This is a genomic window from Agrobacterium sp. YIC 4121, assembly GCF_002008205.1.
GTDB lineage: Bacteria > Pseudomonadota > Alphaproteobacteria > Rhizobiales > Rhizobiaceae > Agrobacterium > Agrobacterium leguminum.
This window is the reverse complement of the sequence record NZ_MRDI01000003.1, coordinates 424,216-450,962: the sequence shown is the minus strand read 5'-3', so window position 1 is coordinate 450,962 and position 26,747 is coordinate 424,216. Positions and strand designations below refer to the sequence as shown.

The 26,747-nt window shown below is 59.6% G+C and carries 18 protein-coding genes and 1 tRNA gene; 8 read left to right on the top strand and 11 right to left on the bottom strand.

Annotation, left to right across the window (positions count from 1 at the left end):
* The first annotated feature begins 48 nt into the window (after positions 1-48).
* The gene (locus BTE54_RS06425) at positions 49-1,380 is read left to right on the top strand and encodes an MFS transporter (RefSeq protein ID WP_065655780.1); all 1,332 of its coding nucleotides are present in this window, start codon (positions 49-51) and stop codon (positions 1,378-1,380) included.
* A gap of 190 nt (positions 1,381-1,570) precedes the next feature.
* Here BTE54_RS06425 and metH read toward each other — a convergent pair whose 3' ends face one another.
* A complete protein-coding gene (gene metH, locus BTE54_RS06420; protein ID WP_078051951.1) occupies positions 1,571-5,344 on the bottom strand; it encodes a methionine synthase in 3,774 nt (1,257 codons plus the stop codon).
* A gap of 192 nt (positions 5,345-5,536) precedes the next feature.
* On the opposite strand from metH, the gene BTE54_RS06415 reads away from it, so the two are divergent.
* A complete protein-coding gene (locus BTE54_RS06415) occupies positions 5,537-6,784 on the top strand; it encodes an AGE family epimerase/isomerase (RefSeq protein ID WP_078051823.1) in 1,248 nt (415 codons plus the stop codon).
* A 144-nt stretch (positions 6,785-6,928) separates the two neighbouring features.
* Here the strand turns inward: BTE54_RS06415 and BTE54_RS06410 are convergent, their stop codons facing one another.
* Together BTE54_RS06410 and BTE54_RS06405 are read right to left on the bottom strand one after the other, a co-directional pair.
* Positions 6,929-7,489, bottom strand: a complete 561-nt coding sequence (locus BTE54_RS06410) for a dual specificity protein phosphatase family protein (RefSeq protein WP_143240695.1) — start codon at positions 7,487-7,489, stop codon at positions 6,929-6,931.
* 211 nt (positions 7,490-7,700) lie between these two features.
* A complete protein-coding gene (locus BTE54_RS06405; protein WP_078051821.1) occupies positions 7,701-8,153 on the bottom strand; it encodes a hypothetical protein in 453 nt (150 codons plus the stop codon).
* Positions 8,154-8,595: 442 nt separating this feature from the next.
* Between BTE54_RS06405 and BTE54_RS06400 the strand changes: the two genes are divergently transcribed.
* Together BTE54_RS06400 and BTE54_RS06395 are read left to right on the top strand one after the other, a co-directional pair.
* Positions 8,596-9,228 carry an outer membrane protein gene (locus BTE54_RS06400; protein ID WP_065655776.1) on the top strand — a complete coding sequence of 211 codons (633 nt, stop codon included), beginning with the start codon at positions 8,596-8,598 and terminating at the stop codon, positions 9,226-9,228.
* Positions 9,229-9,439: 211 nt separating this feature from the next.
* Entirely contained in the window at positions 9,440-9,811 is a 372-nt protein-coding gene (locus BTE54_RS06395; protein ID WP_035261012.1) for a hypothetical protein, read from the top strand.
* Positions 9,812-9,984: 173 nt separating this feature from the next.
* Here the strand turns inward: BTE54_RS06395 and BTE54_RS06390 are convergent.
* Positions 9,985-10,060 (bottom strand) — tRNA-Ile (locus BTE54_RS06390).
* A 180-nt stretch (positions 10,061-10,240) separates the two neighbouring features.
* On the opposite strand from BTE54_RS06390, the gene BTE54_RS06385 reads away from it, so the two are divergent.
* Entirely contained in the window at positions 10,241-10,984 is a 744-nt protein-coding gene (locus tag BTE54_RS06385) for an SIMPL domain-containing protein (protein WP_065655757.1), read from the top strand.
* A gap of 184 nt (positions 10,985-11,168) precedes the next feature.
* On the opposite strand, the gene BTE54_RS06380 is transcribed toward BTE54_RS06385, so the two are convergent.
* Both BTE54_RS06380 and BTE54_RS06375 read right to left on the bottom strand, forming a co-directional pair.
* The gene (locus BTE54_RS06380) at positions 11,169-11,504 is read right to left on the bottom strand and encodes a hypothetical protein (RefSeq protein WP_065655756.1); all 336 of its coding nucleotides are present in this window, start codon (positions 11,502-11,504) and stop codon (positions 11,169-11,171) included.
* Between the two features lie 150 nt (positions 11,505-11,654).
* Positions 11,655-12,077, bottom strand: a complete 423-nt coding sequence (locus BTE54_RS06375) for a secondary thiamine-phosphate synthase enzyme YjbQ (RefSeq protein ID WP_065655755.1) — start codon at positions 12,075-12,077, stop codon at positions 11,655-11,657.
* 253 nt (positions 12,078-12,330) lie between these two features.
* On the opposite strand from BTE54_RS06375, the gene BTE54_RS06370 reads away from it, so the two are divergent.
* Positions 12,331-14,883 (top strand): HWE histidine kinase domain-containing protein, encoded by a 2,553-nt coding sequence (locus tag BTE54_RS06370; protein ID WP_078051819.1) that lies wholly within the window; start codon positions 12,331-12,333, stop codon positions 14,881-14,883.
* A 27-nt stretch (positions 14,884-14,910) separates the two neighbouring features.
* On the opposite strand, the gene BTE54_RS06365 is transcribed toward BTE54_RS06370, so the two are convergent.
* The 4 genes from BTE54_RS06365 to BTE54_RS06350 form a co-directional block, all read right to left on the bottom strand.
* Entirely contained in the window at positions 14,911-15,828 is a 918-nt protein-coding gene (locus tag BTE54_RS06365) for a DUF930 domain-containing protein (RefSeq protein ID WP_198939087.1), read from the bottom strand.
* A gap of 196 nt (positions 15,829-16,024) precedes the next feature.
* Positions 16,025-18,079 carry an RNA polymerase sigma factor RpoD gene (rpoD, locus tag BTE54_RS06360; protein ID WP_065655752.1) on the bottom strand — a complete coding sequence of 685 codons (2,055 nt, stop codon included), beginning with the start codon at positions 18,077-18,079 and terminating at the stop codon, positions 16,025-16,027.
* Between the two features lie 392 nt (positions 18,080-18,471).
* On the bottom strand, positions 18,472-20,457 hold the full coding sequence (gene dnaG, locus BTE54_RS06355; protein ID WP_078051817.1) for a DNA primase: 1,986 nt from the start codon (positions 20,455-20,457) through the stop codon (positions 18,472-18,474).
* Between the two features lie 380 nt (positions 20,458-20,837).
* On the bottom strand, positions 20,838-21,287 hold the full coding sequence (locus BTE54_RS06350) for a GatB/YqeY domain-containing protein (RefSeq protein ID WP_170988576.1): 450 nt from the start codon (positions 21,285-21,287) through the stop codon (positions 20,838-20,840).
* A 338-nt stretch (positions 21,288-21,625) separates the two neighbouring features.
* On the opposite strand from BTE54_RS06350, the gene carA reads away from it, so the two are divergent.
* Positions 21,626-22,831 (top strand): glutamine-hydrolyzing carbamoyl-phosphate synthase small subunit, encoded by a 1,206-nt coding sequence (carA, locus tag BTE54_RS06345; RefSeq protein WP_078051816.1) that lies wholly within the window; start codon positions 21,626-21,628, stop codon positions 22,829-22,831.
* Positions 22,832-22,869: 38 nt separating this feature from the next.
* Here carA and BTE54_RS06340 read toward each other — a convergent pair whose 3' ends face one another.
* Positions 22,870-24,267 (bottom strand): MATE family efflux transporter, encoded by a 1,398-nt coding sequence (locus tag BTE54_RS06340; RefSeq protein ID WP_078051815.1) that lies wholly within the window; start codon positions 24,265-24,267, stop codon positions 22,870-22,872.
* Positions 24,268-24,599: 332 nt separating this feature from the next.
* Here BTE54_RS06340 and BTE54_RS06335 point away from each other — a divergent pair, with 332 nt between their 5' ends.
* Complete coding sequence (locus BTE54_RS06335) at positions 24,600-26,690, top strand: methyl-accepting chemotaxis protein (RefSeq protein ID WP_078051814.1); 2,091 nt, start codon at positions 24,600-24,602, stop codon at positions 26,688-26,690.
* Positions 26,691-26,747 lie beyond the last annotated feature (57 nt).

Below are 26,747 nucleotides of genomic sequence, written 5' to 3'. Positions count from 1 at the left end.
TTGCCGCATGCCCATAAGTACTACGTAATTTAGAAAAGAAGCAGCCTCATGTCTCCCACCACCACACCGGCGGCAGCCCGGCCTCTTAACGGTCAGGATTACAAAACTCTTGGCCTTTCGGCCCTCGGCGGCGCGCTCGAATTTTACGATTTCATCATCTTCGTATTTTTCGCCACCGTCATCGGCCATCTGTTCTTCCCGCCGGAAATGCCCGACTGGCTGGTGATGATCCAGACCTTCGGCATCTTCGCCGCCGGTTATCTGGTGCGGCCGCTGGGCGGCATCGTTCTGGCGCATTATGGCGACCGTTACGGCCGCAAGCGGGTCTTCGCCTTCTCCATCCTGCTGATGGCGCTCTCCACGCTGGGCATGGCGCTGATGCCGACGTATGCCACCATCGGCGTGGCCGCCCCCATCCTGCTCATCGTCCTGCGCATGCTGCAGGGCGCTGCCATTGGCGGTGAAGTGCCCGGCGCATGGACCTTTGTTGCCGAACATGTGCCCTTCCGCCGCGTCGGCCTCGCCTGCGGCTTCCTCACATCGGGCCTTTCCTTCGGCATTATGCTGGGATCGCTGATCGCTTTCGCAATCAACTCGCTCTTCACGCCGGAAGACGTGGCCGGTTACGCCTGGCGCATTCCCTTCCTGCTCGGCGGTATTTTCGGCCTCATCGCCGTTTATCTGCGCCGCTGGCTGGAAGAAACGCCGATCTTCACCGAGATGAAAAAGTCGAAATCGCTGACAGACAAGCTGCCGCTTGGGCTGGTGCTGAAGCACCATATGCGCGGCGTGGTCATTTCCGCCCTGCTGACCTGGGTTCTCTCGGCCGCCATCGTCGTCACCACGCTGATGACGGCCACCTTCCTGCAGAAGCTTTACGGTTATACTCCGACGCAGGCACTCGCCGGCACCAGCTTCGGCACGTTGTTCCTGATCTTCGGCGTCATCATCGCCGGCGCGCTGATCGACCGTGTCGGCTCCGGCATCTTCTTCATGGGCGCCAGCATCTTCTTCGGCATCGCCACCTTCACCTTCTACAGCTATGCCGGCACATCGCTTCAAACCATGTTCGTGCTTTACGGCGTCATGGGCCTTTCGGTCGGCATGGCAGGCGCAGTGCCCTATGTCATGGTCCGCGCCTTCCCGGCCTCGGTCCGCTTCTCCGGCCTCTCCTTCGCCTATAACGTCTCCTATGCCGTCTTCGGCGGGCTGACGCCGATTGGCGTGACCACGGCGCTTGCGATCAACCCCATGGCCCACGCGTGGTATCTAGTCTTCATCGCCGTCCTCGCCTTCTGCATTGGCCTTTACCTCTATCTGCGCGGCAGCGAGGTGGAGAGCCATGTCGGCATCGAGGAACTGGCCGCGTTAAAGTCGTAAAAGACGACGTCAACGAAAAGCGCGGGGCATGCCCGCGTCGCTCGACGTCATCCTTGGGCTTGTCCCAAGGATCTAATCACAGTCGATAAAATCGAAACGTTGCAGATGCTCGGGACAAGCCCGAGCATTACGGAAGAGAGGTTTCAGGGCTTAGTCCCTGAAAGCTATTTGACCACCTTTGCCCAAAACCTCACGCCGCGCTATCAATTTCCTCGGCAGCATTCGTCGGTACGTAGTTCAGTACCGGCCCAAGCCAACGTTCCACCTCTTCCACCGGCATATCCTTGCGGCGCGCATAATCGAGAACCTGATCGCGCTCCACTTTGGCGACACCGAAATAATAGCTCTCGGGATGGCCGATATAGATGCCCGAGACGGAGGAGCCCGGCCACATGGCATAACTTTCCGTCAGTTCCACACCCGCCGCATTGGTGGCGTCGAGCAGGGCAAACAGCGTCTTCTTTTCGGTATGATCGGGCTGGGCAGGATAGCCGGGCGCCGGGCGAATGCCGGCATAGGCTTCGCCAATCAGCTCATCGCCGTTGAAGTTTTCCTGCGGCGCATAACCCCAGAACTCCTTGCGCACCCGCTCATGCATGCGCTCAGCGAAGGCTTCCGCGAAACGGTCGGCCAGCGCCTTGACGAGAATGGACGAATAATCGTCATTCGCCCGCTCGAAACGCTCGGCAATCGCTACTTCCTCGATGCCCGCCGTCACCACGAAACCGCCGACATAATCGGCAACGCCGCTATCGACAGGTGCGACGAAATCCGACAGCGCCACATTGGGGCGACCGTCGCGCTTGGAAAGCTGCTGGCGCAGCGTGAAGAAGGTGGCGAGCTCTTCGCCGCGGCTTTCATCCGTGAACAGCCGGATATCGTCACCCACGGCGTTTGCCGGCCAGAAGCCGATCACCGCGCGCGGCCGGAACCAGTTTTCCTCGATGATCTTCTTCAGCATCGCCTGCGCATCGCTGTAGAGCTGCCGCGCCGCCTCGCCCTGCTTTTCGTCATCGAGAATGGCCGGGAAACGACCCTTCAATTCCCAGGTCTGGAAGAACGGCGTCCAGTCGATGTAACGGGAAAGCTCTTCCAGATCATAGGTTTCGAACACCCTGGTGCCGAAGAATTGCGGCTTGACGGCGCTATAGCTCGACCAGTCGATCTTGTGCGCATTCTCGCGGGCGCGGGAAAGCGGCAGGCGCTGCTTCTCGCGCTCATTGCGGGCGTGCGCCTCTGCCACCTTGGCATATTCGCTGCGAATACCGTCGATGTAAGCGGGCTTCTGCTCGGCAGAGAGAAGCGCCGACACGACGCCCACCGCACGCGAGGCGTCGGTGACATAGATTGCCTGCCCCGCCTCGTAACGCGGATGGATTTTCACCGCCGTATGCACACGGCTCGTCGTCGCGCCGCCGATCAGCAGCGGGATGTCGAAACCCTGCCGCTCCATTTCGGCCGCCACATGCACCATCTCGTCCAGCGACGGGGTGATGAGGCCGGAAAGGCCGATCACATCCACCTTTTCGGCAATCGCCGTTTCGAGGATTTTCGTCGTCGGCACCATGACGCCGAGATCGATGATCTCGTAATTGTTGCAGGCGAGAACGACGCCGACAATGTTCTTGCCGATATCGTGCACGTCGCCCTTGACGGTCGCCATCAGCACCTTGCCGGCAGCGCTGCGTTCCGCACCGCCGTTCTGGCGCTTTTCCTCTTCCATGTAAGGCAAAAGCACGGCAACCGCCTGCTTCATCACGCGGGCGGATTTCACCACCTGCGGCAGGAACATCTTGCCCGAACCGAAGAGATCGCCGACCACATTCATGCCGGCCATCAGCGGCCCTTCGATGACGTGCAATGGACGCTCCGCCTTCTGGCGCGCCTCTTCCGTATCGGCCTCGATATATTCGGTGATGCCGTTGACCAGCGCATGTTCCAGCCGCTTTTCAACGGGAAGCTCGCGCCAGGAAAGGTCCTGAACCTTGGTATCCTTGGCGCCCGTACCACGGAAACGCTCCGCGACCTCCAGCAACCGTTCCGTCGCGTCGTCGCGACGGTTCAGCACCACGTCCTCGCAGGCCTCACGCAGTTCAGGGTCGATATTGTCGTAAACCGCGAGCTGCCCGGCATTGACGATGCCCATATCCATGCCGACCTGAATGGCGTGGTAAAGGAACACGGCATGCATCGCCTCACGCACCGGCTCATTGCCGCGGAAGGAGAAGGACAGGTTGGAAACGCCGCCGGAAATATGCGTCAGCGGCATGGTTTCACGGATGGTCTTGGTGGCCTGAATGAAATCCACGCCGTAATTATTGTGCTCCTCGATACCCGTCGCAACGGCAAAGACGTTGGGGTCGAAGATGATGTCTTCCGGCGACAGGCCCGCCTTCTCGGTCAGGAGCTTGTAGGCGCGCGAGCAGATCTCGACCTTGCGCTCATAAGTATCCGCCTGCCCGACCTCATCGAAGGCCATGACCACGACCGCCGCACCGTAATTATGGACGAGCCGCGCCTGCTGGAGAAACTTCTCCTCGCCTTCCTTCAGCGAAATGGAATTGACGATCGACTTGCCCTGAACGCATTTCAGGCCGGCCTCGATGATCTCGAACTTGGATGAGTCGATCATCACAGGCACACGGGCGATATCCGGCTCGGCGGCGATGAGGTTCAGGAACTCCACCATCGCCTTTTCGGAATCGATCAGACCCTCATCCATGTTGATGTCGATGATCTGCGCACCGTTTTCCACCTGATCGCGGGCAACAGCCAGCGCCGCCGTGTAATCACCGGCGGTGATGAGCTTGCGGAAGCGGGCCGAGCCGGTGACGTTGGTGCGCTCGCCGACATTGACGAAGGGAATGTCCTTGGTCAGCACGAAAGGCTCGAGGCCCGAAAGCGACATGAAGGGCTTGTGCTCGGGAATTTCGCGCGGCTTGTAGCCTTTCACAGCCTCCGCAATCGCCCGGATATGCTCCGGCGTCGAACCGCAGCAGCCGCCGACGATGTTGACGAGACCGTCGCGGACAAAGCCCTCGACCTGACGCGCCATCATCTCAGGTGTTTCGTCGTACTGACCGAATTCATTCGGCAGGCCGGCATTCGGATAGGCGCAGACGAATGTATCGGCCACGTCAGACAGTTCCTGCAGGTGCGGACGCATGGCGTCGGCACCCAGCGCGCAGTTCAGGCCGATGGTGAAGGGGTTGGCGTGGCGCACCGAGTTCCAGAACGCCGAAGGTGTCTGGCCGGAAAGCGTGCGGCCGGAAAGGTCGGTGATCGTGCCGGAGATCATCACCGGCAGGCGGATGCCCTTGGCCTCGAAACGCTCCTCGCAGGCGAAAATCGCAGCCTTGGCGTTCAGCGTATCGAAAATCGTCTCGATGAGGATGATGTCGGCGCCGCCATCGATCAGGCCGTCGATCTGCTCGCCATAGGCGATACGCAGGTCGTCGAAACTGACGGCGCGGTAACCGGGATTGTTGACGTCAGGCGAAATGGAGGCCGTGCGGTTGGTCGGGCCGATGGCGCCCGCCACGAAACGGCGGCGGCCATCTTCCCGCTCGGCGCGCTGGGCGGCACGGCGGACAATCGCGGCACCCTCGCGGTTAAGGTCGTAGACGGCGTTTTCCATCTCGTAATCGGCCTGCGCGATACGCGTCGACGAAAACGTGTTGGTTTCGAGAATATCCGCACCCGCCATGGCGTAGCGGTAATGGATGTCTTCGATGGCATCAGGCTGGGTCAGGATCAGAAGGTCGTTATTGCCCTTCTGGTGACAGGCACAGCCGATAAAACGATCGCCACGAAAATGGTCTTCGTCAAAACCCAGCCCCTGGATCTGCGTGCCCATGGCGCCATCGAGAATGAGGATGCGTTCGCTGGCGGCATCGCGCAACGCCTTGAAAATTTCCGCGCCGTCACGCTTTGCCCCTTCAGGGCCGAACAGATCGTCAAACACGGGCATACTCCTCATTTCGATTTGCAAGATCGCAAGCCGTCAAGTCACATAAAGATATGTTTATGTCAATATATCTTCAAGGGACAGGCATGGCTTTGCGCAGTTGCAGCACGTTACGAAATATCGCTGACAGATGACAGGTTTATACAGCAAGGATATAAGCCGAAGCAGCAAACCGCATGGAGGACGAGAATGCCCGAGGACGATCACAACAGCCGCAACTGGAACACCCTGCCCTGGCATCGCCAATGGCTGGTAAAACAGGCCGAGGGACTTTTCGATTTCTTCCAGTATCGTGCCCTCAACCCTGCCGGCGGCTTCTTCGATCTCGATGCCAAAGGCGCGCCGTTGCAGCCAAACGACCCCGTGCGCGGCATCCATGCTTCGGCCCGCATGGTGCATTGCTTCTCCATCGGCCACTTGCTTGGCCGTCCGGGCTGCGGCGATATCGTCGATCACGGCATGACCTACCTCTGGAACAGGCACCGCGATGGCGAGCATGGCGGTTATTTCTGGCAGGTGAACGATGCCGGCCCAGTGGACGCCACCAAGCAGGGTTATGGCCATGCCTTTGTGCTTCTGGCCGCCTCTTCCGCCAAGACCGTCGGCCACCCACTGGCCGACAAGATGCTGGCCGATATTACCGAGGTTCTGGAAACCCGCTTCTGGGAAGAAAAACACGGCGCCATCGCCGAGGAATTCCATCGCGACTGGTCGCCCATCGAGAATTACCGCGGCCAGAACTCAAACATGCACCTGACCGAAGCGCTGATGGCGGCCTATGAGGTTATCGGCGACAATAGCTACCTCAGCAAGGCGGAGCGCATCGCCGATCTCGTCATCCGCCGTCGCGCCGGCGAGCTGGACTTCCGTGTACCGGAGCATTTCGATGAGAACTGGACACTCGACAAGGAGTATCGCGGCAACGAAATGTTCCGCCCCTCCGGCTCCACCCCCGGCCACTGGCTGGAATGGGCGCGCCTCATCCTGCAATTATGGGTGCTGGGCGAGCGCCGCCATGACTGGATGCCGGTGGCCGCGAAATCGCTGTTCGTGCAATCCATGGCGCTCGGCTGGGACCGGGAAAAGGGCGGCTTCTTTTATACGCTCGACTGGAACGACAATCCCGACAAGCGGTCAAAGCTCTGGTGGCCCATGTCCGAGGCGGCGGGCGCTGCCCACTTCCTCAACGAGAACCTGCCGGCGGACAACTTCTATGAAGACAGCTATCGCCGCATCTGGAGCACCATCGCCAACAATTTCATCGACCATGAGAATGGCGGCTGGCACGAGGAGCTGACGGAAGATCTGGTTCCCGCCCACACGCTGTTCCCCGGCAAGGGCGATATCTATCACGCGCTGCAGGCCTGCCTCATCCCGCTTTTCCCGGCGACGGGAAGCCTGACGAAGGTGATCAGGGAAAGTGGCGGGGATTATTGAGGCGCGCTGCGCAACCGTCCGTCATGCCGGCCTTGAGCCGGCATCCAGCCACGGCGCGTCTGCGCCGTAAAAGAGTCTTTTGCGATCAATGACTTGATCGCACTGGACCCCGGATCAAGTCCGGGGTGACGATGTATGGCGGCGTCAAAACCCGATGGTTTCCTCGAAATCATCCCAGGACTGGTACATTTCATAACGCCCGATACCGGGGATCGGCACATGCCCGTAATAGGGGGAAAGCTGAAATTCTGCGACCGCCTCGCTCTTGCCGGCCACGGCAGCCACATAGATGGCGGAGGCGAGCCCGGTGCGGTTGGCGCCATGTTCGCAATGGATGAGAACAGGTTTTTCCGCATTGCGCAGCACGGCCGCCAGCGTTTCCGAATCGTCCACCGAGACCTTTTCGCTTGAACTCAGCGGATAATCCACAAGCCGGATGCCGTTGTTCCTGGCCGCAAGGCTTTCGGCATCGTACCAGCCTTCACGCTTTTCATCGCGCAGGTTGATGATTGTCTTGATGCCATAAGCCTTGGCATAGGCCGTGATGTCCTTACCGCTCGGCTGGGCCGAACGGTAAAGCTCTCCGGGAATGACTTCGTGAAAATTTCCGGTGAGCTGGCCGATGCCCATATGCGCACCCGCCAGAACCGGCAGGGCGACAAGGCCGATGGCGGTTATTTTCAGAAACTTCAGAACAATACGCAAAACATCAACCCGCGACATTCATCGAATGGAGGGGGAGATGGCATCGCAAATGGACGAAAACAAGTCAGCGACTGCCCCAGCCGGTTCCCTTGCGGACGATAGGAATTCACCCATCCGCCTGAAACCGCTGTGGTGCAGGGATTTTCCGACCGCCGCTCACCGGCGCGAAAATTTTCAAAATGCCGTGATAACCGACAGTCGCACGAACCGCTCAGTCGAATTCCGCGGAAATGACGGTGACGCGCCATTCCAGCCGTTGCGGCTCAACCCTTTCATTGTTGCGCATCCGGAACGCCCGGCAGGCCGAGAAAGTCTCCCCGGCCTCGATCCGTCTTTCGCTCACCTGATAGGGATCGAAGGAAACGGAGGCACGGAAGGCCGGTTCGAACCCTTCGAGCGTATAGGTCAGCCGCTGTACGGCGACATTATTGTCGTTGCGGAAGCTGACGCGGATCGGCAATGCCGCATCCGGGCAGGACGCATCGAATCCGGCGCTCGCGACGATATGGTCGAGCCGCTGGTTGCCGCGCCACCAGTCATAAATCACAAAGGCGGCGGTGGCCGTCCAGATCAACAACAGGCAGACAACGACGGATTTGAGATGCCGCGGAAATGCAATGAGGGTGAGAAGAAGAATGGCGCTGAGAACGGCTCCGACAATCACGTCGCCCCTCCTCCGCTAAAATAAAGCCTCATGCGATCTCATCCTCCCATGCCCTTTCCGCCCGCAACGATCCCCTCGCCGGGAAGTCGCAACGGTGTAGTCTCAACCGCAGCTTATGCCGCTGGCGATGCGGCGAAAAACATCGGCACCGCCATAGTCTACCACAACTCTATGGTCGCGCCCTGCGCTGTCAAGACAACCAAGCGTGACGCCGGCCGGCCACCCTGCCGGACTTTTGACGAAACGGCGAAGGGAACCAAACACGGCCGAAGACGTTCGCCGCATCAGAACAGCATGGCGGGGCGATAAAAAGCCGCGATCCGGGGCAAGACGGCCAGCAACGCCGGGAGGACACGAGCGCATCTTGGAACCGCCGAACCCCGCCCCATATTAAAAGCAGCTAATCTATGCTATGGATGTCAGTCAGCTCAGGGAGAAAACGATGAAAACGCTGATCGTAACGTCACTTCTGGCCCTTTCCGCCAGCACCGCAATGGCCGCGGATGCCGTCTACGAAACGCCGGCACCTCCGGTCGCTCAGGAAACCCTGCCGGTCTTCACCTGGTCTGGCCCCTATCTTGGTATCCAAGGCGGCGCGGGCTGGGCGAATGGCGATTTTTCGGCGGGCGGCCCCGTCGCTTCGGATAATTTCAATGGCGGCATTCTGGGCGCCTTTGCCGGTTACAATTACCAGTTCGACAATAATTTCGTCGTCGGCATCGAAGGTGACGTCGATTATAACTGGAACGACAATGACTATGCCGGTGTGCAGATCGGCACCGACTGGCAGGGCTCCGTCCGCGGCCGCGTCGGTTATGCCTTCGACCACGCCCTGCTCTATGCCACCGCCGGCTGGACCGCGACTCGCGGCTTTATCGAAACGCCCGGCGCCGGCAAGGACAGCACTACCTTCAACGGCTATACCGTTGGCGCGGGTCTGGACTATGCCTTCACCGACAATGTGTTCGGCAGGCTGGAATATCGCTACAACGATTATAGCGACAAGGACATCTTCGGTATCAACACCGATGTCGATCAGCACACTGTGAAGGTCGGTCTCGGCGTGAAGTTCTGATCGCGACCAATGGACTTCGACAAAAAGCCCGGCCATCCGCCGGGCTTTTTCGTCACTGAAAACCTGAACCGGCTTGAATTCTTACATTCTGAAATCAGAGAAATATGAACTGTGCAGAAATGGAATATTCACAGGCCGTTCACCCGTCCCGTGCCATGATCCGGGCATAATGAGCCTCTATCTCCCGAAGCAGGCTTATGGAGTAGCCCCGATGAAAAAGATAATTCTTTCCACTATTGCCGCGCTTGTCGCCACCGGCAGCATTTTTGCATCCTATGGCACCGCTGCCGCGCAGGACTATCCCTATCGCCCACGCTATGACCGTGGCTACGACCGCGGCGGCCCACCCCCGCCGCCCTACCGCGAACACCGCCGCCACAATGACGGCGCAGCGATCGCCGGCGGCCTCGCCGCAGGCGTCATCGGCGGCCTGATCGGCGGCGCCATCGCCAATAGCAATAACGGCCCGCGCTACTACGAGCCGCCACCGCCGCCCCGCCCGCGCTGCTGGTTCGAAGACCGCCGCGTTCCCAATTCCTATGACGGCGGCTGGCATACGGAAAGTATGCGGGTCTGCAACTGATATTAAAGCTTTCTCGATCCGGCTTGCCCCATCGGCACGCCGGATCGGCTCCGACGCATTCATTCCCCAGCCGGGCTGTGCCATCGGCATAGCAGAGATCACGCGTCAGACGTGACAGACGCGCGCTCGCGAAGAGCCGTAAAACATCCCAAGCAATTGATCTTGAAAGAAAATGGTGGGCCCGGAGGGACTCGAACCCCCAACCAAGCGGTTATGAGCCGCCGGCTCTAACCATTGAGCTACAGGCCCTTTTCGGAAAAACCAGTCCGAAACACCGGTTTCGCAATGGCTCGAATCCGGTGGGTCACGCTCTAACGTAATTTTTTGAGCCCGACAAGCCAATGATGCTTTCGCAAAGCAGTGCCGCCGTATTAGCTACACAATCTAAGGCAATACCCTTCAAAGGGACTCAATCAACGAGGAAACACCATGAAGACAAAAACGGCCCGCCTTTTCGCACTCACCGCAATGACCGCAGCAGCCATGATGCCGCTCGCCGCCCAGGTGTCTGCGCAGGAGGCTACTCCTCGCGAAGCCACCATTAGTGTTTCCGGTGAGGGCCAGTCGGCCATTGCCCCCGACATGGCGATCCTGTCCTTCAGCGTCGTCAAGCAGGCGGAGACCGCAGCTGCGGCGCTGACCGAAAACTCCAAGGCGCTTGCCGATGTTCTGAAGGCGCTGAAAGAGGCCGCCATCGAGGAGCGCGACCTGCAGACCAGCAATTTCTCGGTGCAGCCGCTCTACAAGCACTATGAACCCAAGGATGGCGTCTATGTCGCGCCCGAGATCACCGGTTATCAGGTGTCCAACGGCCTGACCGTGCGGGTGCGCGACCTGAAGAAGCTCGGCACGATCCTCGATACCTCCGTCAAGCTCGGCATCAACCAGGGCGGCGACATCACCTTCACCAATGACAAGCCCGAAGCGACGGTGACCGAGGCCCGCAAGCTGGCCGTTGCCGATGCGCTGGCTAAGGCGAAGACGCTGACGGAAGCTGCAGGCGTGAAGCTTGGCCGGGTCATTCAGATCAGCGAAAACTCGCAGCGCCCGATGCCGGTACCGGCGGGCGCGATGCGCGCTTCGATGATGAAGGAAGCCGACAGCGTTCCGATCGCTTCGGGCGAGAACAACTACAGCGTGGTGGTCAACGTCACCTTCGCTCTCGAGCAATAAGATCGACGGCGGGCGGCGCCTCGGCGCCGCTCCTGCCCCATCTTGCGTTCAGCCATTCACATAACCCGAAATAAAATGCCCCTCGCCTGCCTTTCCGGACAAGCGAGGGGCATTTTTGATCCATCTACCATACGGGGATATCGGCAGATCGATAAGGTCGCCGCTGTTAGCGGCGGATTACATTTTAGCGGCGGATGACGGGGCAGCCGCGCTCATTGGCGAAAACGACGCGGTCGCGGCCGTAACGGTTGAAGCCTGCCACAACGACACGGCGCGGCGATACATCAACCACGCGGGCGCGGCGAAGGCCCATGCGGCTCGCTTTTTCTTCCGCCAGCCAGGGCGAGCAGCCACGGCGCGGGCGATCCGGGCGACCCCAGCCGGGACGATGGCCATAGCCATCCTGAACCTGAACTCTGAACTGAACATCCGAGCCCGCGGAAGCCGCCGGCGCAGTGAAGGAAATTCCACCGAGGGCGATGAGGGCAGCCAGGCCGGCTTTTGCGAAGGTGCTGAACATGAACTCACTCCGTTGTTTCTTTGCCGACAGGGGAACATCCCCCGGCGATTGACGAGACCCTAGACTCGCCCGCCTGAATATCAGCAGAACCGAATGTTCAGCAGGCGTTCAGGGAGGTTAACGCGGAACGCCTCGATCCGGATCCGGATATCACGGCGAGATATGCAGCACGATTTCGCGCCGATGCGGCTCATCGCGGTGTTCGAAAAGATAAAGGCCCTGCCAGGTGCCGAGCACGAGCCTGCCGTCGCTGATCGGCACGCCGATGGAAGCCGTGGTGAGCGCCGATTTGATATGGGCGGGCATATCGTCGGGGCCTTCGAGCGTGTGGATGATCCAGCGCATGGAAGGATCGTCCGAAGGCGGCACGAGACGGGAGAAAAACATCGTGAGATCGCGCCGCACATCGGGATCGGCGTTTTCCTGGATAAGCAGCGAGCAGGATGTGTGCCGGACGAAGATCGTCAGCAGGCCTTCTTCCAAGCCGGCTTGGCTGACGAATGCCTTGGCCTCGGATGTGAATTCATAAAGACCCTGCCCCCGGGTGGCGACTATGATTTTTCTCTGCGGCACATTTTTTCCTTAAACGTGGTGGAACAAAATCGGCGCTGCCAACGTTTCAGCATGTCAAATTGTATCCAATGACGTAATGGATACGACAATAGCGTGATGACGGCCTATAAAAGCAGAACGGAAAACCGGCGTCACAGTTGCAAAAAACGGGGAAGGGTTGGCACTATCAGAATGAATTATTCAAGCTTACCCGTTCGTCGACGAACACAATATTCCCCGTACAAGACAGGCACAGGGTGCGAAAGACTGATTCATGGCCCCCAGTGACTATCATGTCGACCTGACCAATTGCGACCGCGAACCCATCCACATCCCAGGCTATATTCAACCGCATGGCTGTCTCATCGCCTGCGACAACGCCATGCGCATGGTGCTGCGGCATTCTGAAAACTGCCGCGAACTGCTGGGCGTCGAAGGCGATATCAATGGCAGGACGGCCGAGGAGGTGCTCGGCAAAAAACTCGTCCACGATCTTCGCAATGCGCTCACCGTCACCGGCAGAACCACGCGTCCCGCCATGCTGCCCGCCATGGAAATGAGCGACGGCCGCAGCTTCGATATTGCCCTGCATCGCTACAAATCCACCACGATCATCGAATTCGAGCCCTCGCGCAGCGAAACGCAGCCGCTGGGCACCGCCCGCAAGATGGTGGACCGCATCCGCGAGGCGGACAGCATCGAAAGCCTGATCTCCAGAACGACACGGCTGATAAAGGCGACGCTCGGTTACGACCGGGTGATGATCTATCGTTTCGAGGAAGACGGCGCCGGCAAGGTCGTGTCGGAAGCGAAGCAGCCGGAGCTGGAAAGCTTTCTCGGTCAATATTTCCCCGCCAGCGACATACCCCAGCAGGCCCGCGCGCTCTATCTCAAGAACACATTGCGCATCATCTCCGATGCGAGCGGCGCCCGGGTCTCCGTCCTTCCGGCACTCGACGCATCGGGCGAACCTCTCGATATGTCCTTTGCCCATCTGCGCAGCGTCTCGCCCATCCATTGCGAATATCTTCGCAACATGGGTGTTGCGGCTTCCATGTCGATTTCGGTGATTGTCGACGGTGCGCTCTGGGGCCTCATCGCCTGTCATCATTATTCCCCGCGCGTGCTGACGATGCCGGTCCGGATCGCCGCTGAAATGTTCGGAGAATTTTTCTCCATGCATTTGCAGGTCCTAAAGCAGAAGCGCAGGCTCGATACCGTAAACCACGCCCATGCCGCGCTTGACCGCTTCCTTCGGCTTGCCGCCCATCACGCCAACATCGAAGAACTGCTGATCGACAGCTTTCAGGATTTTGCCGATCTGATGCCCTGCGATGGCGTCGGCCTATGGGTGGGAAACAACTGGCACGGCCAGGGTGCAACGCCGCCGCATGACGCCATTCCAAGGCTGGCGCGCTTTGTTGCCTCGGCTTCAGAAGGCAGGGTCTGGGCGACGCACGCGCTGTCGCAGGCCATACCAGAGGCGGAAATCTATGCCGGCACCGCAGCCGGAATGCTCGCCATTCCACTCTCGCAGGTGAAGAACGACTATCTTCTGTTTTTCCGCAAGGAGATCGTGCAGAACCTGAACTGGGCAGGAAATCCGGAAAAATCCTATGAAACCGGTCCGATGGGGGATCGTCTCACGCCGCGCAAAAGCTTTGCAATCTGGAAAGAGACGGTGCGCTGGCAGGCTCAGCCCTGGTCGGAAGACGACCGGGAAATCGCCGAAGCGGCGAGGATTGCGCTGGTCGAGGTCGCATTCCATCACAGCGAGCTGATGGCGGGCGAAAGAGAGCGCGCGGAAGTGCGCCAGCGCATGCTGAACGAGGAGCTTAATCACCGCGTCAAGAATGTTCTGGCCATCATCAAATCGCTGGTCGGTAATCCCTCGCAGGAGGGCAAGACCCTGCAGGAATATGTGACCGCCCTGAAGGGCCGCATTCAGGCATTGTCCTTTGCCCATGACCAGATCATTCGCGGTGAAGGCGGCGGCGCGCTTCGCGATCTTCTGGATGCCGAGCTGTCGCCGCATCGCTCACCGGAAACCGTTGTGAAATTGACCGGCCCGCAAGTCACACTCGATTCGCGCGCTTTCTCCGTCATGGCTCTCGTTCTGCATGAGCTGGCCACGAACGCCGCCAAATACGGTGCGCTTTCGCAAAATGGCGGGCAATTGCACGTGCGCTGGACCATCGACGAGAACCGCGATTGCGAGATTGAGTGGCGCGAAATCCTGCCCACCAAACTGCCCCCGCCATCGCGCGCGGGCTTCGGCACCGCACTCATCAGCCGCAGCATCCCATACGATCTCGGCGGGCGCAGCACGATACGCTATTTGCCCGATGGGCTGGAGGCGGAAATTCTCCTGCCCTCCCGTCACGTTTCTTCGGCCATGGCAGTCGCCGACACGCAAACCGAAGATGAAACCGCGCCACAGCCCAGGCGCTATAACCGGGAGGAGCCGTTGAAAGTATTACTCGTCGAAGACCAGATGCTGATCGCCATGGATGTCGAGAACATGCTGGAAGACAACGGCATCAAGGCAATCGAAACGGCAACCTCGTCGGCAATGGCCATTGAAAAGCTGAAGACCTATGTGCCGGATGTCGCCATTCTCGACATCAATCTCGGCTCCGATACATCGATCCCCGTCGCCCGGGAACTCCACCGCCGCGGCATCCCCTTCCTCTTCGCCACCGGTTATGCGGATGGCAGCATGGTGCCGGATGAATTCGGCACCGTGCCGGTGATCAGGAAGCCCTATGATGAGGACGCGCTGATGGCGGGCATTGGGCTGCTGGTGGGGGATGCGGAGCGGGTTTAGGAGACTAATGATTGGGAAAACCCGCCCTCACTGAAATCTCGTAAAGCCCCGCTTTTTCGCGTCTTCCGGGCTGACCTCATTTCCGATTTTAAACCGGAACTCCGTCACCGTGTAATTTTCCAGATCGACTTCGCACTGGAACGAGACGTCATGCCAGCCACTGCCCGTGTTGAACGCGCCGCCGGAAGCATCGATCGAATTACCGGAAATCCTGCCGCCCGTGTCCGAATAGGGGATCATGCCCCTGGCGGCAAATCCCGCGCCCTGAATCTGGGCCAGGGCTTCGGTGCTGCAAAGCTGAACGACACGGCGACGCGGTGGCAGATCGCCAAACATCTGACGTCTCTGGGCCGGTGACAGCATCGACGAAGACAGGAGGTTTTTGGCCGCCGGAAGTTTCGCGGGCTTCTTTTCCGTCACTTCCGCCGGCTTTTCCTCAGTCGGCTTGGCCTGCGGCACTGGCGGCTGATCGGGCTGCGCTTCTTCCTTCACGGGTGAAACCGTGATCTCCCCCTGTGCGGCGGAAGCCTGAAGATCGCTGTTGGCGGCAGGAGCTGCGGGCTTTTCCTCAGCCGTTTTTTCAGGCTGGCTTGCAGGCTCCGCGGAAGGCTCGGTCTTTTCCGCTTCCTCCGTCTTGCCCGGCTTGTCCTCGGGGTCCGCCTGCGCTTCCTCGGGCCTCATGGCGATGGCCAGCAACGTCGCCTGCGGCGGCGGCAAAGGTTTTGCCTCTTCCGCTGGAGGAGCGGGCGGCGGTGGGGGTTGCGGCTTTTCCTCTTTCGCGTTCTCTTCACCCGGCGGCGGGGCCTCTTCCGCCTTTTTCTCCTCAGGCGGCGGCACCAGATCGACGCTGATGCTTTCCGGCTCCTGCGGCTCGGCTATCCGCTCCGGCAGCTCGAAAAAGAAAAGCGCGACGACGGCAAGATGCAGCAGCACGGAGACGGGCACAGCCCATCCTCCCCTCCGCCATTTGCCTGCCGAAATCTGTTGCATCTCATCGAACCAAATCGAACCCGGGCTTATCCAGCAAAAGCGGAATGCCTGTTTTCACACATAAGGCTTGTCGCAGAGTTCGCCAGTGCGGGAAACAAAAAACCCGGCCAGCGCTGACTGACCGGGTTCAATTTTAAAGGAAGCGGAACGCTTAGCTGTCGAGGAAGCTGCGCAGCTTTCTGGAGCGGCTCGGATGCTTCAGCTTGCGCAGCGCCTTCGCCTCGATCTGGCGGATACGTTCGCGCGTGACCGAGAACTGCTGGCCGACTTCTTCCAGCGTATGGTCCGTGTTCATGCCGATGCCGAAGCGCATGCGCAGAACGCGTTCTTCACGCGGCGTCAGCGAGGCCAATACGCGGGTGGTCGTCTCGCGCAGGTTCGCCTGAATGGCGGCGTCGATAGGCAGCAGCGCGTTCTTGTCCTCGATGAAGTCACCGAGATGCGAATCCTCTTCGTCACCCACGGGAGTTTCGAGCGAGATCGGCTCCTTGGCGATCTTCAGAACCTTGCGCACCTTTTCCAGCGGCATGGCCAGCTTTTCGGCCAGCTCTTCCGGGGTCGGCTCGCGGCCGATCTCGTGCAGCATCTGGCGCGAGGTGCGAACGATCTTGTTGATCGTCTCGATCATGTGAACCGGAATACGGATCGTGCGGGCCTGGTCGGCAATCGAACGGGTGATTGCCTGCCTGATCCACCAGGTCGCATAGGTCGAGAACTTGTAACCGCGACGGTATTCGAACTTGTCGACCGCCTTCATCAGGCCGATATTGCCTTCCTGAATGAGATCGAGGAACTGCAGACCACGGTTGGTGTATTTCTTCGCAATCGAGATCACCAGACGCAGGTTGGCCTCGACCATCTCCTTCTTGGCGATGCGCGCTTCGCGCTCACCCTTCTGCACCATCGAAACGATGCGGCGGAATTCGGCGATGGAAATGCCGGTTTCCGTGGAGAGGTTCTGGATCTCCTGACGGATTTCCCGGATCGTGTTGCTTTCCTCGCGGGCGAATTCCTTCCAGCCGCGCGCGGCCAGATTGGCAATCGACTTCATCCAGTTCGGATCGAGTTCCGCACCGTGATATTGCTCAAGGAAGCTGTCGCGCTTGACGCCATAGGATTCGGCAAGGCGCAGCAGGCGGCCTTCATTCTGCATCAGGCGCTTGGAAATGTCGTAGAGCTGCTCGACCAGGCTGTCGATACGGTTCTGGTTCAGCGACAGCGACTTGACGGCCGTGATCAGCTGATCCTTCAGTTCCTTGTACCGACGCTCCTGACCGGAAGACAGGGTGCCGGTGCAGGCAAGACGCGCTTCAACCTGCTGATCCTGAAGCTTGCGCAGCTTCTTATAGGTGTCCGCGATGGTATCGAGCGTTTCCATGACCTGCGGGCGCAGTTCGGCTTCCATCGCGGCGAGCGAAAGATTGGACTCGTCGTCGTCCTCCTCTTCCTCTTCCGGCGGAAGGCCATCGCCGCCCACGTCGGTCACATCCTCGTCGCCGGTCGGCGCACGCAGCTTGCGGGTCTTTTCCTTCTCTTCGGCGGCCTTGCGGTCCGCCTCGATCTTCTCCGGGCTCTGGAACTGGGGAGCCGCCTTGGCTTCAGGACCGGAATAGGTGGTTTCGAGATCGATAATCTCGCGCAGCAGCGTCGTGCCTTCGTTGAGTTCGTCGCGCCAGATAATCAGCGCCTGGAACGTCAGCGGGCTTTCGCACAGGCCCGAAATCATCGTTTCGCGGCCGGCCTCGATACGCTTGGCGATGGCGATTTCGCCTTCGCGCGACAGAAGCTCCACGGAACCCATTTCGCGCAGATACATGCGCACCGGGTCGTCGGTACGGTCGGTCGGTTCTTTCTTCTTGGCGGTCGCAAGCGCGGTGCCGCCGGAAGGGGCAAGTTCCCCGCCCTCGGAATCGTCGCTATCGGAATCGCTGTCGTCGTCGCTGCTGGCGGCTTCCTCGGCGTCCTCGTCCTCGATCACGTTGATGCCCATATCGGACAGCATCGCCATCGTGTCCTCGATCTGCTCGGAGGTCACCTCTTCAGACGGCAGGACGGAATTCAGCTCGTCCATCGTCACATAGCCGCGCTTCTTGGCGGCCTTGATCATTTTCTTGACCGCGTCATCCGAAAGGTCGAGAAGCGGGCCGTCCGTCGCACCGTCGCGTTCGTTTTCTGCTTCTTCGTTTTCTTTGACTTTGGTTGCCATCTATCTCGTCGCTTTCCCTGACGCTAACACCTGTTCCGCAGCATCGCCGTCCGCCCCTTGAGCATCCGGCGCATGCCGCGAATCACTGTCAGACACCTAACGGAGTGATCTTTAATTGCCGATTAACCACGGCAGCCTCAGGCAGAATGCAAAGACAGTGCACCCGGAAATGCTTGCTCATGCAATTTCTATCCGCCAAGGCTCATTCCACCTTACTTTTCCTGAAATGGTGATTCCCGCTATTTCCCGCCCCGTCAAGCCTTTGAGGGCGAGACAGCCAAGGAAATTCTTAAAAAGAGCCGCATTTTGCGGATTATCACCAGACTATCCCCTATTTAGGACGCCTGCCGCAAAAGGCAACCCCAAACACCTTTCAATTCTGCGGACCGCCCTCAGCCATGGCCGACGGCCGGCCCCTTCACCCGGCCGGACATGACCCCGAAACCATCGATGATCGCCTCCTGATTTTCCATACGGCCAATTTCCAGCTGCACTTCGGCCAGCGCCCGCACCAGCAATGTACCGCGTTCGTCATCCGTCGCCTCGGCGATTTCCCGCTCCAGTTCCTTTTTTTGCCAGAGCAGGGATTTCGTCCTCTTATGCAGGGAAAGGGCCTGCACATAACCCTCGCGCGCATCCTCCATCGCCGCCTGCTCCGTCGCCGTCCACAGGCGGGCATTGCGCACCTGCTGGTCCATGGCCTTCAAAAGCACCTCGAAACCCTGCTGTGACAGGCGCTCGATCAGCCCTGCCCGCGAAATCTCCGCCGCACTTTCCGCCGCATAGGTCAGCACCGTCGACCACAGGCGCTGCAAATCGCGGTTTTCGTAGTCGATAGCGGCGATCTCGTCATATTCCTCGAGCAGCAATTCGGGATGGTTGACGATGGTGATGGCAAGAACGCTTTCCCGGAGCGAAGGCTTTGTCTGATAGCCCCTGACAAGGCCAGACTGCGCAAGCCGGTCGGAAATGCTGCTGGCCGGCGCGGCCATCGCCCCGCCCCGCCCCGGCGCATTGCGCTGGAAGCCGCGTCCCGCGGGCTGCGCGCCGTTGCGGCGGAAATTGCCGTTCTGAGCCCCGCCTTGCTGAAAACGCGGCTGGAAAAAGCCGTTCAGCCTGTCGCGCATATCCTGCTGGTAAAAACGGCGTACCGTCTCGTCGCCGATAACGGCCACGATCTGCCGCAACCGGCTTTCAAGCTGGGCGCGTTTTTCCGGCGTATCGAAAGTGACGCCGGAGGTCTCGCGGCTCCAGATCATCGCGGCCAGCGGCTTGGCTTCAGACAGCACCCGGTCGAAAGGCGCGCGCCCCTCAAGCCGCACGAGATCGTCCGGATCCTTTCCATCGGGCAGAAGCGCGAAGCTGACGGAACGATCCGGCTTAATATGCGGCAGGGCAAGATCGGCCGCACGGTTGGCGGCGCGAATGCCAGCGCCATCGCCATCGAAGCAGAGGATCGGCTGCGGCGACATTTTCCAGAGGAGATCGAGCTGGCTTTCGGTCAGCGCCGTGCCGAGCGGCGCGACGGCATTTTCCACACCCGCCTGATAGAGCGCGATGACATCCATATAACCTTCGACGGCGATGACCGAACCGCCGGCCGCCTGCGAGGCGCGCCGGGCGCGGGCGAAATTGTAGAGAACATTGCCCTTGTGAAAGAGCTCTGTTTCGTTGGAGTTCAGATACTTCGCCACCGCATCCGCGGCCATGGCGCGGCCGCCGAAAGCGATCACCTTTTCCCGCGAAGACAGGATCGGGAACATGATGCGGTCGCGGAAGCGGTCGTAGGAGACCGGCACATTCTCATGCACCACCAGCCCGCAGGCCTCCATCTGTTCCTTCGTCACACCCTTGCTCGCCAGATGCTCTTTCAGCGCATTGCGGCTATCGGGCGCATAACCCAGCCGGAAAGTCTCGATGGTGCGCCCGGTCAACCCGCGATCGCGCAGGTAAGCCCGCGCCCGCGCACCGAGAGCGGTCTGCAACTGGTCCTGAAAGAACAGCGTCGCCATTTCCATGACGTCCTGAAGCGAAGTGCGCTCGCGCTCGCGCTTTTCCGCCTGCGGATCGGGCTGCGGCATGGAAATGCCGGCCATATCGGCAATCTGCTGCACGGCCTCCGGAAAACTCAGGCCCTCAAGCTCGGTCAGAAAGCGGAAGTGATCGCCGGAAACGCCGCAACCGAAGCAATGATACCGCCCCTTGCGGTCCTCGCAGTGGAAGCTCGGGCTTTTCTCACCATGGAACGGGCAGCAGGCCCAATAATCCCCGCGCGACGTATTGGTCTTCTTCTTGTCCCAGGACACACGTCGGCCGATCACATCGGAGATGTGCACGCGGTCGCGTATCTCATCAAGGAAAGAGTTGGAAAAGCGCATGGGTTACCTATTCGAGGCCAGTCTTTCATATAAGCGCGGAAAGAGGCCAGCACAAAACTTAAAGAACAGGAATACCCGATATTCACAGGCCACGACGGCGAAATCACATCGCCATTGCGCCCGCTTCGGGCAAATTTATGGCACCGCAGCATCACCAAAAATTATGTTTTTGTAATTTGAGCCGGCCGCGGCGGCGATGTAAAAACATCAGCGAAGGCAGCAATTGACCTCCGTATAATCTGCCGACGCCCGCAGGCACGTCCCCCGAAAAAAGCCTGTGAAGGACCGCATTTTGATCCGCCGGAATGCGTTTTCGTCGACAGAAAAAAGGCAGGGCAGCCCACATCTGCCCTGCCTTTACTTTTTAAGGATGCCCGAACTTACTTCAGCAAATCCTTGACGACGCCGGAAGCCTTGGCGAAGTCGATCTGGCCGGGGTAGCGCTCCTTCAGCGCATTCATGCACTTGCCCATGTCGCGCAGGCCGGACGCGCCGGTCTCAGTGATGACGGCCTGGCAGAGTTCGCGCACCTTCTCGGCCGGGATTTCTTCCGGCATGAATTCCTTGATGATGACGATTTCCTCGCGCTCCTGAGCCGCAAGCTCGGGGCGGCCGGCGCCTTCATAGATATTGGCGGATTCTTCCCGCTGCTTCACCATCTTGGTCAGGATCTGCATGATGTCCTCATCGCTGACGGGGTCCTTGCCCACGCCGCGATTGGCGATATCGCGATCCTTGATGGCGGTCTGGATGAGGCGCACGGTCGAGGTGCGGCGTGCATCACGAGCCTTCAATGCGTCCTTCAAAGCGTTTGCGAACGTGTCGCGCATCATTTTTCTTCTCCTTGGGAAAGCGCTTTCCGCAGCTTCTCGATACGGAAACTTTCCACCTCATTTTGCGAAACGACATAAACGAGCAGACACGCTCAAGCAAATCAAATGCATAAGACCTTGAAAATACGGTGGTTTAATTCCACGTAAATCTTGGCCCTGCGGTTGACCGCTTGGGCTGCTTTCGTTATTTTCCGGCACCTGCACGAGATTTTAACGAAGGGTCGGAACGCGAGCTTTATCGCGCGCCCCTTTATGTCACGAAGCCTGCGACAAAAATGGCCCCTTACCCCCTGCCTTTCAAGAGGCGGGGTGCGAAGCGGCAGAAACGGAACGAGATGACCGAGACAGCGCCCTGGACTACCCGCAAACCGACCGCAATGCTTGTTCTTGCCGATGGCACAGTGATTGAAGGAACGGGCATCGGCGCAACCGGCAAGGTTCAGGCCGAAGTCTGCTTCAATACGGCGCTGACGGGTTACGAGGAAATCCTGACCGATCCTTCCTATCTCGGCCAGATCGTCACCTTCACCTTCCCGCATATCGGCAATGTCGGCACCAATGAGGAAGACATCGAAGACCTGACGCCCGCCGCCCGTCGCGGCGCTGTCGGCGTCATCTTCAAGGCCGATATCACCGATCCCTCGAACTTTCGCGCCGTCAAGCACCTTGATGCCTGGCTGAAGGCCCGCGGCGTCATCGGCCTCTGCGGCATCGACACCCGCGCGCTCACCGCATGGATCCGCGAAAACGGCGCGCCGAACGCGGTGATCGCCCACGATCCGAACGGCGTCTTCGACATCGAAGCGCTGAAGGCGGAAGCCAAGGCATGGAGCGGCCTCGTCGGCCTCGACCTTGCCATCGAAGCCACCTCCGGCCAGTCCTCCACCTGGACGGAAACGCCGTGGGTCTGGAACAAGGGCTACGGCACGCTCGGCGAAGCCGATGCCAAGTACCATGTCGTCTGCGTCGATTTCGGCGTCAAGCGCAACATCCTGCGCCTCTTCGCCGGTCTGGATTGCAAGGTCACGGTCGTTCCGGCCCAGACATCGGCCGAAGACATTCTGGCGCTGAAGCCGGATGGCGTGTTCCTCTCCAACGGTCCGGGAGACCCGGCCGCGACGGGCGAATATGCCGTGCCGGTTATCCAGAACCTCATCAAGAGCGAGCTGCCGATCTTCGGCATCTGCCTCGGTCACCAGATGCTCGGTCTCGCCGTCGGCGCAAAGACCGAAAAGATGCATCAGGGCCACCACGGCGCCAACCACCCGGTCAAGGACTTCACCACCGGCAAGGTGGAAATCGTCTCCATGAACCACGGCTTTGCAGTCGACACCAAGTCGCTGCCCGAAGGTGTCGAAGAGACCCATATCTCGCTATTCGATGGCACCAATTGCGGCCTGCGCATCGTCGGCAAGCCGGTCTTCTCGGTCCAGCACCATCCGGAAGCATCGCCCGGCCCGCAGGACAGCCACTATCTCTTCCGCCGCTTCGTCAACCTGCTGCGTGAAAGACAAGGTGAAGCAGCGCTCGCCGAGCGCTGATACCTCGTAAAATCCGGAAAGATTATGCGGCCCGCTTTTCAGCGGGCCGTTTGCATTTCACGCTTCACCAGAAGGACGAAGCGGATGGTGAGCAGAACCGCCGCCGTCGAAAGGCCGATCACGAAGCCGAACCAGACGCCGCGCCCGCCAAAGCCGAGCGGAAAGGCCATGGTCCAGGCAAGCGCCAGCCCAATTGGCCAATAGGAAATCAGCGCCAGCATCGCCGGAATGCGCGCATCCTTCAACCCGCGCAGCAGGCCTGCTGTGACCGCCTGAATGCCATCGACAAGCTGGAAGATGCCGGCAATCACCACGAGGCTGCTGGCATAGGCAAGCACTTCCGCAGCTTCCGGTAGTTTGGGATCGAGGAACCACTTCGCCAGAAATTCCGGCACCGCCGCAAACAGGATGCCGCCGCAGATGGCGATGCCGCAGGCGATGGCGTAAATCATGATAGAAGCACGGATGAGATTCCTGAAATCTCCCTGCCCCCGCGTCACGCCCACACGAACCGTCGCCGCCTGGGAAAGACCAAGCGGAATCATGAAGGCGATGGAGGCGAGCTGCAGGGCGATGCCGTGCGCCGCAAGCTGGACGGTGCCGATCTGCCCCATCAGGATCGAAGCGGCGGCGAACAGCGTCACTTCGGCAAGAATGGTGATGCTAATCGGCAGACCAAGACGCAGCACTTCGAAAAGCGCGTGCCAATCAGGCCGCCAGAAGCGCACGAACAGCTCGTATCTCTTCGTTTCCTCACGCGTCTGCACATAGGCGACAATGAAAATGAAGCTGAAGGCGTTGACGATGACGGCAACGACGGCCGCACCATTCATGCCCATGGCGGGCAATCCGAAATGGCCGAACACCAATGCATAGGCCAGCACACCGTTCATCACCAGCATGACGAGGGTGACATAAAGAATGATGCCGGCGCGCCCGATGGCGCTGACAAGCCCGCGCAGGACATAAAACAGCAGCGCCGGCAAAAGGCCGAACTTGGCGATGGCGAGATAATGGCCGGTCAGCGCCGCCACATTGGGGTTCTGCCCAAGAGAAATGAGAATGCGCTCGGCATTGAAGAAAATCGGCAATGCAAGCAGCCAATAGGCGATTGCCACCCACATGCCCATGCGCAGCGAGCGGCGCGCGGATGTCGCATCACCCTGCCCGTAAGCCTGCGCTACCATTGGTACAACAGCGACGGAAAAGCCGGAGCCGAAAATGAAGACGACGAAAAAGAACTGTCCGGCCAGCACCATGGCCGCCAGCTTTTCGGCGCCAAGTTGGCCGACGATGACCATATCAGTGGTATGGATGCCAAGCTGCGCGAGCTGCGCGCCGATAAGCGGGATTCCCAGTACAAGCGTAGCCTTGAAATGCGAAAACCACGACCCCGATCCAGAAGGAACGGTTCCTGCAACAACCGACGAAGACATTGTAATTCACCTGAACTTTGGCCATTGCCCGCGAATTGCGCAACGGCAGCACGGTGATGAATAAAATATTCCCTTCCTGCACGCAACCTTTGCAGATCGATGATCAAAATTTACGCAAAACGGCAATCTGGGCCCCCCAATCGGCGAACCTTGATAACAAAAGACAAATTTAGCCGAATTTTACCATTTCAATTTACTTATTAGAATATTGCGTAGTTCTTCTAAACCAAAAGCTGCATGACGCAGAATATTCCCCGCCTTTAAGGCATGTCTCTCCCCACCATTCCCCTAGATGAGCCGAACGGATTCACCCGGTTTCAAGGACGTGTAGCTTGCCTAAAAAAACCAATCTCATGACGCGCATTCTCGTTGCTGCGTCATCACTTGTCGTCGCCGCCTTTGCCGGCTTCTCTTTTTACATCGACAGCCTTCAGCATCGCGTCACGACGGAAGCGGTGGCGGAAAACATCGATTCATCCGGCAAACAGGCGGCGCAAAGCATCGCCAACTGGCTGAATGGCCGCATCATGCTGACCGAAACGGTGGCAAAGACGCTGGCCAAGCTTCCGGATAACGAAGCAAAGCTGCATTTTCTGGAAAACGACGTGCTGACGGCACAATTCATGTCGACCTATTTCGGCAATGCCGACACCGGCAGCTTCACCACCTTCCCGAAAACGCCGCTGCCTGAGGGTTATGATCCGCGCAAGCGCCCATGGTATCTGGATGCGGTGAAAGCCGGCAAGACGGTTCTGACCGAACCCTACAATGATGCATCGACCGGCGGCCTCATCATCACCGCCGCCATACCCGTTTCCATCGATGGCAAGCTTGCTGGCGTGACAGGCAGTGACTTCTCGCTGGACTCGCTGGTGAAGATGATCAAGTCGGTGGATGCTGGCGCAGATGGATATGCATTCCTCGTCAGCAAGGATGGCAAGATCCTCATCCATCCCGACCCAAAATTCGTCGACAAGCCGATGGCCGATCTCTTCAAGGTCAACACGCCAGCGATTTCCTCCGCGATCTCCCAGACTGAGATCGACGGCAAGGGCAAGATCACCAGCTTCATTCCGGTCGCCGGCCTGCCCTCGGTCGACTGGTATCTCGGCTTTGTCGTCGATTCCGATGTTGCCTACAGCGCAATCGGCCAGTTCCGGCTCGCGGCAACCATCGCCACGATCCTCGCAGCGACGATCATGATCGGACTTCTCGCAACCGTCCTTTCCCGCTTCATCGTCCGCCCCGTCACGCAGATGACGTCCGCCATGGAAGGCCTTGCCGCCGGCAACCTCGATGTCGCCATTCCCGGTCAGGAGCGCACCGACCAGATCGGCTCCATGGCCGCAGCCGTTGCCGTGTTCCGTTCGAACGCCATGGAACGACTGCGCCTTGAAGGCGACGCCGAACAGAACCGTACGCTCTCCGAACAGGAGCGCAACGAGCGTGATAGAACGGCAGCAAAAGACGCGGCTGATATCCAGTTCGCAGTCGATTCACTTGCCCGGGGCCTGGCGCATCTTTCGGACGGCGATCTCAATTATCGCATCGACACGCCTTTCGTGGCCCGTATCGATCGCCTGCGCAACGATTTCAACAATTCGGTCGCCAAGCTGAACGCAGCCCTCAGCACCGTCGGCCAGAACGCCCTCGCAATCGATGCGGGTGCCGGTGAAATCCGCCAGTCGGCCGATGATCTGGCGCGACGCACCGAACAGCAGGCGGCCTCCGTTGAGGAGACGGCAGCAGCACTCGAGGAAATCACCACAACGGTGAAGGATTCCGCCCGTCGCGCCGAAGAAGTCGGCCGTCTGGTCGACCGCGCCCGCGGCAATGCCGAACAGTCCGGCGTCATCGTGGAAGATGCCGTGCGCGCCATGGAAGGCATCGAAAAATCATCGTCCGAGATCAGCAACATCATCGGCGTGATCGACGAAATCGCCTTCCAGACCAACCTGCTCGCGCTGAATGCAGGTGTTGAAGCCGCCCGCGCCGGTGAGGCCGGCAAGGGTTTTGCCGTTGTCGCCCAGGAAGTCCGTGAACTTGCCCAGCGCTCCGCCAATGCGGCGAAGGAGATCAAGACGCTGATCAACGCCTCGACATCGCAGGTGCAGTCCGGCGTTGAACTTGTCGGCAATGCCGGCAAGGCGCTGGAAACCATCGTCCGCGAAGTGCAGGAGATCAACCGCCATATCGACGCGATTGTCACCGCGTCGCGCGAACAGTCGACCGGCCTTCAGGAAATCAACACCGCCATCAACACCATTGATCAGGGCACACAGCAAAATGCCGCCATGGTTGAGGAGCAGACGGCAGCAAGCCACGGCCTCGCCTCGGAAGCAGCAGCCCTCAACGAACTGCTCGCGCAGTTCCAGCTCGCCACGGCCAGCCGGCGGCAGGCGGAATACGGGCGGGCCGCTTAAGGGGAAAAGACCGTGGCCGGAGCGCTATCGTCACCAGATCGCTGCCAGCCACTACCT